Source organism: Shewanella sp. (assembly GCF_047975355.1).
Taxonomy (GTDB): domain Bacteria; phylum Pseudomonadota; class Gammaproteobacteria; order Enterobacterales; family Shewanellaceae; genus Shewanella.
The window spans coordinates 129136-141476 of sequence record NZ_JBKEDJ010000028.1 but is presented as its reverse complement, the minus strand read 5'-3'; the positions used below and the strand labels follow the sequence as shown (position 1 = coordinate 141476).

Annotated in this window: 11 protein-coding genes; 5 read left to right on the top strand and 6 right to left on the bottom strand. The window is 44.5% G+C overall.

The features are described 5' to 3' along the window. Positions 1–155 precede the first annotated feature (155 nt). Together ACK5NH_RS10020 and ACK5NH_RS10015 are read left to right on the top strand one after the other, a co-directional pair. Positions 156–632 (top strand): hypothetical protein, encoded by a 477-nt coding sequence (locus ACK5NH_RS10020; RefSeq protein ID WP_416919705.1) that lies wholly within the window; start codon positions 156–158, stop codon positions 630–632. A gap of 272 nt (positions 633–904) precedes the next feature. Further along, positions 905–1453, top strand: a complete 549-nt coding sequence (locus ACK5NH_RS10015) for a BON domain-containing protein (protein ID WP_416919703.1) — start codon at positions 905–907, stop codon at positions 1451–1453. Positions 1454–1616: 163 nt separating this feature from the next. On the opposite strand, the gene ACK5NH_RS10010 is transcribed toward ACK5NH_RS10015, so the two are convergent. From ACK5NH_RS10010 to ACK5NH_RS09985, 6 genes are all read right to left on the bottom strand, one after another. Continuing rightward, the gene (locus ACK5NH_RS10010; protein WP_416919701.1) at positions 1617–2033 is read right to left on the bottom strand and encodes a DUF3224 domain-containing protein; all 417 of its coding nucleotides are present in this window, start codon (positions 2031–2033) and stop codon (positions 1617–1619) included. 124 nt (positions 2034–2157) lie between these two features. After that, on the bottom strand, positions 2158–2967 hold the full coding sequence (locus ACK5NH_RS10005) for a hypothetical protein (protein ID WP_416919699.1): 810 nt from the start codon (positions 2965–2967) through the stop codon (positions 2158–2160). Between the two features lie 169 nt (positions 2968–3136). After that, the gene (locus tag ACK5NH_RS10000; protein ID WP_416919697.1) at positions 3137–3727 is read right to left on the bottom strand and encodes a histidine phosphatase family protein; all 591 of its coding nucleotides are present in this window, start codon (positions 3725–3727) and stop codon (positions 3137–3139) included. 62 nt (positions 3728–3789) lie between these two features. Further along, entirely contained in the window at positions 3790–4323 is a 534-nt protein-coding gene (locus tag ACK5NH_RS09995; RefSeq protein WP_416919724.1) for a histidine phosphatase family protein, read from the bottom strand. A gap of 157 nt (positions 4324–4480) precedes the next feature. Continuing rightward, complete coding sequence (locus ACK5NH_RS09990) at positions 4481–5524, bottom strand: porin (RefSeq protein ID WP_416919695.1); 1044 nt, start codon at positions 5522–5524, stop codon at positions 4481–4483. Between the two features lie 92 nt (positions 5525–5616). Continuing rightward, positions 5617–6960, bottom strand: coding sequence for an MFS transporter (locus ACK5NH_RS09985; RefSeq protein ID WP_416919693.1), 1344 nt, complete (start codon positions 6958–6960; stop codon positions 5617–5619). 319 nt (positions 6961–7279) lie between these two features. On the opposite strand from ACK5NH_RS09985, the gene ACK5NH_RS09980 reads away from it, so the two are divergent. The 3 genes from ACK5NH_RS09980 to ACK5NH_RS09970 are packed head-to-tail and all read left to right on the top strand — an operon-like array spanning position 7280 to position 12235. Next, the gene (locus ACK5NH_RS09980; RefSeq protein ID WP_416919691.1) at positions 7280–8599 is read left to right on the top strand and encodes an ABC transporter substrate-binding protein; all 1320 of its coding nucleotides are present in this window, start codon (positions 7280–7282) and stop codon (positions 8597–8599) included. A gap of 44 nt (positions 8600–8643) precedes the next feature. After that, positions 8644–10968, top strand: a complete 2325-nt coding sequence (locus ACK5NH_RS09975) for an ATP-binding protein (RefSeq protein ID WP_416919689.1) — start codon at positions 8644–8646, stop codon at positions 10966–10968. Then, positions 10958–12235 carry a sigma-54-dependent transcriptional regulator gene (locus tag ACK5NH_RS09970; protein ID WP_416919687.1) on the top strand — a complete coding sequence of 426 codons (1278 nt, stop codon included), beginning with the start codon at positions 10958–10960 and terminating at the stop codon, positions 12233–12235. Before ACK5NH_RS09975 ends, ACK5NH_RS09970 begins: the two co-directional genes overlap by 11 nt. Positions 12236–12341: the final 106 nt, after the last annotated feature.

Below are 12341 nucleotides of genomic sequence, written 5' to 3'. Positions count from 1 at the left end.
CGACAATGGATAAATATCATCAGTTAAATCAAGCCATTAACTTATCATTAAAAAGTGAACGAAATATGCATAGAAGCTGAATGAAACTGAAATGTCCATAAAATGTTGGGCAATCCGTGTCGGCGGAGCAGCCCAAACTACCACAGGAGGTCGTTATGACGTCTAATGTTGCGCAACATCAGACCGAGTTGAGCGCCGATATTAAGCTGGTTAATGAGTTAATCGAGCTGACCCAAACCGGCGTGGATTTTTATACTCGGGCCAATACCACTGTCGATGACTACAGCCTAAAACGCATTTTTATTGCCCAAATCAAGACATATCAAGGGATGCAGGCACGATTTAAGCAACTGCTCGCCCAAACATTACAACAAATGGGCCCGCACATAGGCCCGCATTCGGAGCCGCCGTCGCAGACTAGGCCCTATGCCGATGTCGATGCTTTACTTATTAAACAGCAACTCGCCGATGCCCTCGCCGTACTCTGTGAGCTTGAGCGTCAGCGCCTTAATCACCTCAAACAGTTAATTAGAAAGGCCAATCACCCAAGGTTAATCAGCCAATTGGCCGAGGATATTGCCTGGCTACAAATCCATTTAGATACCTTACACCTGCGTAGCCAAGCCCTGTAAGGCTGCCATGCCAGCCAATAACGCGGCCAACTGAGCCGCGTTTTTGTTGCCTGCGATCTGGCGATTCTTAACGTCTATCCCACTTATGCCAAACCGCTTAATTACCCTCGGTAATATTTACATTTTGTCGGTAAAAAGCGCCGATTTGGCGATAAAGCCAAACACCTAAAACTAGTCACTTTTCCAATTAATCACATTTAAAATCAGTATGATAAAAACATTGGCACGATTCACGCTTTAGTCACTTCGAGATAACAACGGAGGATATCATTATGAAAAACACGACAACTTTAGCCTTAACCACCTTACTTGTCGGTTCTATCAGTTTAAATGTGGCCGCCGCACAGGATTGGAAAGACGATGCCAAAGATGCTTGGCTCGATGGCAAGGCCGAAACGACTTTGTTGCTCAATACTAACCTCAACTCCTTTGACATTATGACTGACGTGAAAAACGGCCATGTCACCTTAACCGGTCAAGTGGAGAGCAGTGTCGATAAGGCGCTCGCCGCTGAGCTCATCAAAAGCTTAGATGGCGTAAAAGGGGTCGATAACAAGTTAACCGTGATGAAAGAAGACGAAGGCACCAATGAGGTGGTGAAGACCTTAACCGACTCTAAGGTGGCAACTGTGGTGAAAACTCGTCTGTTATTCTCGACCGACGTTTCGGGCACCCAAATTAATGTCGATGTAGCCGATGGGGTGGTGACCTTAAAAGGTGAAGTGGCGAGCGATGCCGAGCGTCAATTAGCCCTGACCATTGCCGAAAACACCGATGATGTTAAAAAAGTCGTCGATAAGATCAAAGTCAATACCTCATAAGTATCCTAACTCCTTGAACTTGTGGCTAACCAAGTGACTCTATCCAAGTGACTAAGCCATAAATCAGTAAGACAAAAACCACAAAACCAGCTTAGGCTGGTTTTGTTTTATCTGCGCGCGTGAGCAAATATTTAGGACTCACTTTAGACTTAATGTGTTGGTTTTAAGTTTCCGGCTCTTGTTCGAGGCAGAAGGTAAATTCATAAAAATGTTGACCATTTTCGATGCTTATCGCCATAGTGCCGTAAAGCCCAGTGAGTTCACCAGCTCCAGAATGGGGGACAACCTCAAGGTGCAAGCGGTTTTGTCCATCGGTCATAATACCAAAATGTTGCAGCACAAAACTGCCCTGTCTGCCACACAGTTTACCCACCACTTGCTCTATCGCTACATAACCCGCCGAGCCTTTTACGGCTGTCATGGCACTGAGCATTTCCCCTTGGCTACGGGCATCTAACTCACCATAAAAGGTTTTATCTAAGGTCATTCTGCCAAGATTCACGCCGCCCACGCCTGTGGCATAGGCACTCTCGGTATTGAGCTTAACATCAAATTTGCCCATGACTTTGGCCATTTCCATGACACGCTCCTTGTTTTAATTTTATGTTTTTTCTCAAAACCTTAGCTTTCAAAACTGCTAGGAGAAATAAATACCTCAGCCGCAGCCGAGGTAAAATTAACTTAGCATAAGCCCCAATATAAACCTAATGCAGTGACTTGATTTCAGTTTCACTCACACCGACGTCAAGGGTTTTCACCACGCTTGGCTCCTCAGCCATGGGCTCATTTACGGCCCTATCACGGTAGGTGACGGCAACCTTAAACGGTGCTTCAAAGGGATACACGGGCTCGATATTCTCCACCTCGATACGATCGCCAATAAATACACTGCCTAAGTGCTGCAAACGATTTTGACCATAATCCAAGCTAAACAAGCCTAGATACCAAAACACGCCAGAGCCTTGATTAGTAACTAAATAAGGCGCTACAAAGGGCATGGTCTGCTGCTTAGGATCGTCCTGTACTGGCGCATCGCTTTGGGTATCTGGCTCTAATGCGGGGTCAAAATTAAGCGGCGTGATCCGCAGATAATCCAGCAATACCCGCCCCTTATCGCTCCCCTGCTGATAATCCCCCAACGCAAATTCCGTTTGCTTGATCTTAATAAAGTGTGTCAATACCACTGGCAGTTGACTGTCTGGCAGCTTCACTTCAAAGGGATTCGCCGTATTTAAGCTAAAGAGTTTCAGCATCACCTCGGAGGCGTTCGCCAGCGGTTTTACCTCACTTGGTACCACAGATTCGATGGCATCTTCGCTCGAGGATAATGCCGCCTCTTTAGCTTTTGCCTTGGCATCGGCCTGTGCCATAGCCTCATCGTATTGCAACACTTGGCCATCTTCCATGACCATGTAAATATCATCATTGGTCATGTTAAAGCGATAAATGCCCGCGGCAAGAATACTGAGCACAAGGACAGTCGCCGCTATGGTTAATTTGACAAACATACTCATCCGCTCCCCCAATGCGCGCTATAAACGCGCTTTTTCACATCACTCAATTTCACCTGAATGTTGGAGCAGTATTACAGATACTGGAGTTAAAGCGGAGTGGGAAAAGTGTAAAAAAATACCACTATTTGGCAATTTGTCAGGTTAAGTTCAGCTAATTTTGTCCCAAAACTCAAAGGCACTGAATTCTTGTCACCTGACCATCTTCAAGCTTAAAAAAGGCGTCCTGTGGCATCTCTTGCGCCCAAAGCTCGTGATAATCCAGATTGGCATAAATCCCGCGAAACACCGCGCCAGACAACGCATGGGATACGATGATCACCCGCTCGGGAACCATCGGATCCTGCAGCCAATCTTTAATGCGCTCACTGATACTGGCGAACGACTCCGCATTCGGAGCATGGGTATACCAATCGGCGAGATCATTTAACTCTGGCTGTTTTTGCTTGATTTGGGGGACACGCTGCTGCTCCCAGTCACCGAGGCCAAGTTCCTTTAATCGCTCATCTTGTTGTAAACGCGCAATGGGGAAGCCAATTTGCTGGCAGATGATTTCGGCGGTTTGCACCGCTCGCCCTAATGGACTCACATAAAATGCCCAGTCTTCAGCATGTTGAACATACTCGCTAAGCACGTAGCCCAAGGTTTGTGCCTGTAACTCACCGAGTTCAGTGAGCGGTGAATTACAGTGTCCCTGTAAACGTAACTCTGCATTAAACTGTGTTTGTCCATGACGTAATAAATAAATCGTTCTGTTAATCAATTTAATAACCTAAACATAAGGTAAATGCATATTTTGCCTAATGCGCTAGTTTTGCCAATATACTAGGCGACACTTTGACATTGATAATGGGAAATATCGTTATTGAGGATCAAATGGCATCCCTTGGCATCAGAATGTAAGATGCTCAAACTTGTAGGACGAATAGTATTCCACTTAGTTTCAGAGTTTTGATCGGTTAAAAAATGATTGGTTAATAACTTCACCATCAAAGGTTCCATCACAATAAGCACATTGCCTTTGTATAATGCGCCGATATTTTCAACAATCTCTAATAAGCGTTTTTCGACTATTTTTAATTGTGCATGGATGGAGGAACAGAATCCGCGGGATTGCGCCATCATGGTATAAATGCACAGGGATAAATCAAAGCATTCGCCATTAATTTCAAAGTCGGATTTAAAATCTGCTAAGGCTAACCGCTTGATCACAGAGATAGCGCGCTTTCGATTTCTGTTTAATATTTCAGCGGTCTCTATCGATAAGGGTGAGGAGCAAGAATACACCATCTCAAAACGAGTATCCCTTAAGGAATGTGCCAGCATATTCACGTGCACCTCCCCAAGACTGGACAACATAGTTTGAGAAGGTACAGATGGCTGGAATACTTCTACTGCTGCGTCTCCCTGACTAATTAAATATAGATTGGCCAATTTAATCACCTCTACTGCGCCATTAAGTTGGAAGGTTAGCCGAGTGTGACTCACTCAATACACTCGGCTTTCATTTAACAGGTTAAAAAACGTAGCGAACACCGACTGTGAAAACCTTATCGTCGCCAATGTCATGGGTTATACCAGACATTTGATACTCGCCTTCATACATAGAAAAGTGGGTATAAACACGGGTCGATTTGGTCAGTTTCTTATCCGCGCCAAGGGTAAATTGGCTGATATCCACGTCCGTTATTTGCTCATTTGGGCCAACCAGTTTAGAAAAATAACCGCCTAAACCCGAGCTATCTTGGCCAAACTCCGCTTTTAAAGTGGTTCCCCATAAATCATAGGTGGCGTTAATAAAATAGGAGTCCCCTTCCATATTGGAAAATTTCAAACTTTCCGTATGTTGAAAAATCCCGCCCAGTTTCATGTCACCCAGCTTTACTTGGGTCACAAAACGATAGGCATCAATATTGGCGATCCCTTTATTGATGGCGGCGGCAAAATAATAAGGGTTCTTTTTAAGATCTTTATCCCCGAGCGTGGTACTTAAGGCATACAACTCATCATCAGCATCATAATTATCTTGTAATAAATAAGTCGCGTTAATATCCATCAAGCCAAATAACTTAGGCGAGTAATACCAAATACCATCGGCACTGCGCGTCTGACCTGAGACTAATTGATTAATATCGGCATTTGTTGTGCCAAAAATATCGACTTTACCTTCGGCGGTTTTAAAAACCGTATCATTTCGACCGACAAGTAAGGTACCGTAAACCGTTTCTACGCCCAGATAAGTATTTCTCGCAGAGAACACTTTACTGGAGTCATTCGCCCGATTAGAGGTATTGTTTACGCCAAACTCCATCTTGTAGACGATATTAATGCCATCACTGAGTGCAGATTTGCCCTTTACACCAATATTGGATGAGTTGTTTTCAAGATAAGTCCCGCTTTCACCAACCTTGACGCCACTAGTACCGCTATAAACAGTTGAACTTAATTCAGAATGGGTGACGGATAAATCCAGTCGACCATATACAGCGGGTGATTCATCGGCCAACACGGGTAAGGCGGAAATTGCACACACTGAAGCGGTTAAGATTACTTTTTTCATCGTGTTTCTCTTACTTAGTTTGAGATTAATGGTTGAGAAGAAACGCTTTAAAAAAGGTCATGATGATTAACGCCATGACCTCGTCAGGTTAATCAATCAACGACAGTGACTTTTTTCGCGCGCCAAACCGAAGCGGCCAATACAATGGAGAGTACTGAAGTACCTAACCAGAAATATTGCGCACTACCAAAGTCATAATGCTTAACACCAGCTACTTCAGTAACTAGGATTAATTTAGAAGAAACAATCTCTTGCACAGAGGCGGCAAGATAAGAGAACAGTCCGATAAAGCCTTTTACAGCACCTACCGCGTTTTTAGGCATTAAGTCACAGGCCGTTAAACCCGCGAGGAACACCACCAGACCACCGATAGAGAAACCGATTAAACCAAGGCCAAAGGCATCCATCATACGGCTCTCAGAACCCCAGAATAACAGGCTCATACCTACGATATTGGCAAGACCGTATAAGAAGGTCGGAATGTGACGGTTAGCGTTGAAGATTTTGTCTGAAATAACCCCAGACAAGATAGCGCCGAAGAATCCAGCGATCGGGTAGGAAGACATAGCAACACCCGCATCGATCAGGGAATAGTTTTTCTCCGATTGCAGGTACAGAACAGCCCAAGAGCTCATAGCATAGCGTGATGAATACATAGCCGCACACGCTAACGCAATAATCCATACCACAGGTTGTCTTAATACAAAGAGTTGAGCCTTACGAATAGCGACTGGATCATGGCCTTTTACTGATTCGGGTTCTTCGCCATAAGCTGTTGCAGGATCAGGTAAACCGTAGGTACGTGGGCGGTCTTTTAACAGGATTAACATACAGGCCGCTGCGGCAAATGCAGCAATACCGGCACCAACAAAGCCAATTTTCCAACCAAAGAAACTGACTAATGAAGCGGTCAGAATCCAGCTAATAGCTTCACCAATGTTACGTGAGCCACCCCAAATGGAGTACACACTGCCGCGTTGTTTAGGCGAATACCATTGGAAAATAGAGACGCATGAAGGTGCTGAACCCACGGATTGGAACCAGCCGTTCATCCCCCACAGGATCACGAAGAATAAACCGGCAACCCCCATCCCCATCATCATACACGTAATGGAAGAAAGCATGAGAGACACAGACATAAAGCGGCCAATATTGGCATAGTCTGCTAAGAAACCATTGGAAAACTTACCAATAGCATAGGTAAAGAAGAACGCCGAGCCCATTAAGCCCAATTCTTCAATGGTGACCACTCCCGAGTCGAGCATAGGTTTTTTAACTACGCTCAACGCCATACGCACTACATAAAACATGGCATAGCCGAACACTAAGCCAATAAAAACTTGCCACTGATATTTTTTATAAATCGAACGAATTTTTTCGGGCGTTTCGTCCATAATTGGTCGGTCGGCACCGGTTTGGAAGAATTTTTTTATCATAGCTTGCTCCAACAGTTGGAAGTCTAGTTAGCCAAAAAATAACGATGCACATACCAAAAACCCATGTAACATCATTTTCACAGACACACTAATGCCCAGTCAGACTTGCAACAAATTGGGAGAAACGGGTTAGTTTTGACACAAACTCGTCCTTAAAAAGCTAATTCCTATGTGTTAGTACAAAGCGAAAACGAGAAAGATGACTTAAGCTATTTCAAACCCCAAAAAATCGAGTCAAATTTGACTCAACTACCGCAAAACAAGAATTTAAAAATTTAAAAAATATGCGAGTTGAGTCACCAATTAAGGTGTGAATGATATGAGTGGCATTAAAATGGGTGCAAAAAATCCACTGCAGAAAATAAAAATTAACATCTCAAGGTCATTATTATTGCTGTGCGCTAGCCTCTGCTTAAGCGCAACTTTTAATTCCGCCAAAGCGGCTGAACCTATAGTCGTATTAACCACATTTTCTGAAGAACCTATGGGAGCATTATTCGAAGAATTCAAAGAGTTAAATCCCGATATTCCTATCCAAGTGGTTTATCGTCGCACTGGTCCCGCCTTAAAGTGGGTACAACAATCATCAATCAATCCGGTTGATATGATTATTTCCTCCAGCCCAACCTTCTTCCATGACTTAGATAAAGAGGGACTTATCGTCGCCCCCTCGGAGCGATACGAAATGCCAGCCTGGTTAACGGTGCACGATCTGACAAAGAGTAATAAAACCATTGTATTAGGTTACTCTGGCATCACCATTATGTATAACCAGCGTTATCTGGAGAAAAACAACTTACCCATCCCCCTTACCTGGAAAGACCTCGCGACAGCGCAATTTTCGGGGCATATCATGATGAGCACCCCCAACAATTCGGGCACCACGCATATGATGGTCGAAGGGGTATTGCAGCAAAAAGGCTGGGCACAAGGCTGGGCCTTACTGCGTGAGGTAGGTGGCAATTTGGCCTCAGTCTCAGCCAGAAGCTTTGGCGTCAGTGAGTCAATCTCCCGCGGACTCGTGGGGGCTGGGGTGGTAATTGATAGCTATGCGATTGATGCTAAAAACAAATTCCCTTTTACTGATTTTAACTATTTACCCAATACCGTTATTTTACCGACCTATATTTCCGTCACGCCCCGTGGCAGAAATAAAGCCAATGTAGAGAAGCTCATTCAATATTTTCTCTCAAATAATGGTCAAAAACTGATTAGCTCCAATGCCATTGCTAAGCACTCACTCACTGATGCGAGCCTTGCACAAAACTCTCACCCTGTGATTAATGCAGAAATGTTATTTAATCGGGCGACTATTATTAATGCCTTATTTGATCAAGTAATTACCTATCAATTACCTAAACTTCAGCTCGCCTGGAAATTAATCCATCAAGCAGAAGCCGCAAAAAACATTCAGCAAGATGAGCAAAATATAATCAATCAAGCGCGTCAATTAGCTAGCGCGGTGCCGATTGATGAGGCGGAATCATTACAGCTACAGCATCAATTTATTCGGCAGGCGAATGAATATAAACACGCCAACGAAATAGAACAAATAATGTACCAATGGCGTAAGGAAAGTGAATCCCAATTAGACCAAGCCATTAGTTTAATGAATAGTCTAGCTTCTAAAAAACTATGAAAAAGAATTATTTTAAAATACCCACTTCTTTAGGCGGAAAATTAATGCTCGCCTTTGTGAGCATGACTTTTCTGAATCTGTTTATTGGCATTACCACAGTGCTCATTTGGGAGGAGCTGAGTAATAAAATCAATCATATTGTCGAGCATAGTCTGCCACCGCTTAACGGCGCTTATATGCTTGAGCGTTCGAGTGGAAACCTGCAAAGCATTATCTCTAACAGTTATAAAATTAACGATGAACTCGGTTATCAAAACTTTGAGAACGATTTAAAAGATGAAATAGAAACCATAAAACAAGCCTATATCAGCAGTAATCCAGACCGCCAATTACTTCCAGAACAACGGCAGGCTCTTGACCACTTTTCGAGTTTGATTGAACAACAGGACACATTGTTAAAGCAAAAAATTGCTTATAGCCAAGAGCTTGATAATCTTCAGAAACGTATCACTTGGTTGCATCAAGACCTCAATGATGAGATGACCCCTTTGATGCAGGAAGTCGAGTGGCACGTCACTCGGTTACTCTCACACCCAGTCGATAACCTATCGCCAAATGCCTTAATGAATGAGTTCTTTATTCTGCAGGAACTTTCAACCAAGGAGACTGAGCTATTTACCCTAGTCAATGAGATTATTGACCAGAGATACACCCGGGAATTAACCAGTGCCTTCTCATATATGGATCAGAAAATCGCCGAAATTGAAGCGCTTGTGGAGAAACTCACCAGCTTCCCCTCGACGATCAGCCATAGACAGATAATGAAGAATTTAATCACCCTCATCAGCTCTAATGGTGAATTGATTCGACTACTCAAACTGGATACGCAAGCGCAATTGGCTGTATCCCAGTTAGCCGAGCCTTTAACCCAAATGTTAACCCAGTTTCACCTCAAGAACATTGCAACACTTGAGCAATCTAGCCAAGCATTCAATTCCCTCAATACCAATACCAAATCCATGATCATCAATGGAAAGTTGGTTATTGTGCTCATTTCAATCATCTCCATTGTCATCAGCATATTGGTGCTGACGGTACTTATCCGCCAAAGGGTATTAAAACGCCTCAACACCCTCGAAATTGACTTAAAAAATGTGGCCGATGGCCATTTAGATTGGCCAATCACCACCCAAGGGAAAGACGAAATTGGCCATATGGGGGACTGTTTAAGACAATTCTGTGTCGATATGCAAGCCATGGTCAAAAGCAATGCGCTGACCCTGATCAATAACGCCCAAGCTAGCTTGATAACCTGCCATCCCAATGGCGAAATCGAATCGGCCAATCCCCATGCTTTGCAATTGTTGAGTCTAAGCACGCTCGCACCGAATTTGACCCTATGGCAGGCCTTTCCCGCCGCCTGCCAACCGCAATTATTGGCGCTGTTCGCCGTCGATAGCGAGCTGAACCGAATAGGCCAGAGTGAATGTATCCTCAATTTAGTGAAACATAACGCGCCGCAATACTTACATTTTCACCTGCAGGCTTTCGAACACGCTCGGCAAGCCAAATATATGGTGACGATTACCGACATCACTAAGCAAGAGCTCAACACCCGTGAACTCGAACGCTTAGTGGCGGATAGAACCTTAAATCTCACGGTGAAAAACCAAGAATTAACCGCGGAGATTGAGCAACGCAAACTGGCTGAGGCCCATTTACATCAAGCACAGGCGGACCTTATCCAAGCGGCCAAAATGGCGGCTGTAGGCCAAACCATGACAAGCCTTGCCCATGAGTTAAACCAGCCACTCTCGGCCGTCAGTACCTATCTGTACAGTTGCCGCTTGGCCTTAGAGACGGATCAGCTCGATTTACTCACAGACATGCTCGGTAAAACGGAAAAGATGAATCTGCGGATGGCGAAAATTATTGCTGCAATTCGTAACTTTGCACGCAAGTCCCCCACCCAGGTTGAAAGTGTCAGCATAGATATCAACTCACTGGTGAATAACGCGCTGGTACTGGTTGAAACCCGCGCGAGAAATGAAAACATCATAATTCATAATGAGTTAACTAAAGAGTATCTGATCCAAGCGGACGCAGTTCAAGTCGAGCAAGTACTGCTTAACATCCTGATTAATGCCATGGATGCCACCGCAAGTCAGGCCGATAAACACATCTATGTGACTGTGCTTGAACAGACTTCAGTCAAACTGACTCTGGCCATTTACGACAATGGACCGGGATTTGCGCAAAACATTCTTCCGCAAATATTTACCCCATTTACAACCACCAAGGCCGTTGGTCTAGGCTTAGGATTGAGCATCTGCCGCTCGATTCTCGAACGTTTTAACGCCAACATTTATGTGGCATCACACTTAGATGGCGGCGCTATGATTATTTTGGAGTTCCACAATGCCGATTGAAAATTCGACGCCCTTTACAGTGCTACTCGTCGATGATGATGAAGATGTTCTCACCGCATACCGTCATTTATTACAGCTTTCGGGCTACAGCGCTAAGGGCACCCATTCGCCAACTAAGGCCCTTGCCCTACTCAATGAGAATTGGAACGGCGTTGTCGTCTCAGATATTTATATGCCGGCGATGAATGGCATGGATTTACTCAATGAAGTGAAAAAAATCGATCCCGAAATCCCTGTGATTATGATCACTGGGCACGGTGATATTCCTCTGGCCGTCGAGGCGGTCAAACGAGGTGCGTTTGATTTTCTCGAAAAACCGCTCGATTCGGCGCAATTCATCCAACTACTGAAGCGTGCGCAACACATTCGCCAAGGGATAATTGAACAACGGGAAGCCATTACGAGCACCTTTAAGGAACACCTCTTCGGCACTAGCGAGCAAATCAACCAAATCCGCCAACAGCTAAGCCAGATTGCCAGAATCGATAAAGATGTAATGATTGAAGGGCAAATTGGCACGGGTCGCCACTTAGTCGCCTCCGTGCTTCATAGCTTAAGCCAGCACAAAAACAATAGCTTAATCATCCATGATTGCAAAGAGTACCCCAGCTTAGCCGAATTGGAGGCCAGCATTGTTAAAGTTCAAAATGGCACCTTAGTGCTGCGTTCATTAACTCAACTGAGCCATGAGCATCAGCGTTGGCTATGCACTCGCTTGTTGGATCAAGAAAGACTCAACACCAAAAGCCATCGAACTATTTGTATCTTCGATACCAATCCCGACGATGAAGTCAAAACTGGCGCCCTGTTACCCGAACTTTATTACTACTTCTCACAGGCTCGGATCCAATTGCCCACTTTGGCCGAGCGCAAGAGCGATATTATTCCCTTGTTCCGCAACTTCCTTAGCCAGAGTTGTAAGCGCTTTGATATCCCAACCCCTAAAATTGATTTAAATTACATTGAGATCCTTAAACGCCACCATTGGCCAGGTAACATCCGCGAGCTGCGAAACCTCGCCGAACTCTATGCGGTTGGCATTATCAAACTCCCCGGCGAAGAAACCCTAAAATTGGTGCAGGCTCCCGAGGCGCCGCTCGATGAACTCGTCGATGCCTATGAAAGACAAGTGATTGAGAACATTCTTTACCTTTGTTCAGGAAGAGTGACAGACGCCGCCAATTACTTAGGGATCCCGCGTAAAAAGCTGTACCTAAGAATGAAAAAACTGAACTTAGAGAAGGATAAATTTAAGCCTAAGTCTTAGTTAAAACCCCATAAACAACCTAGGCTTGCTGATCCTGCCAATTAGCAAGCCGATTTGCGCTTTTCCATCCCGTGCCAACTCAGGCTATAATCCCCAAACTTAAGGG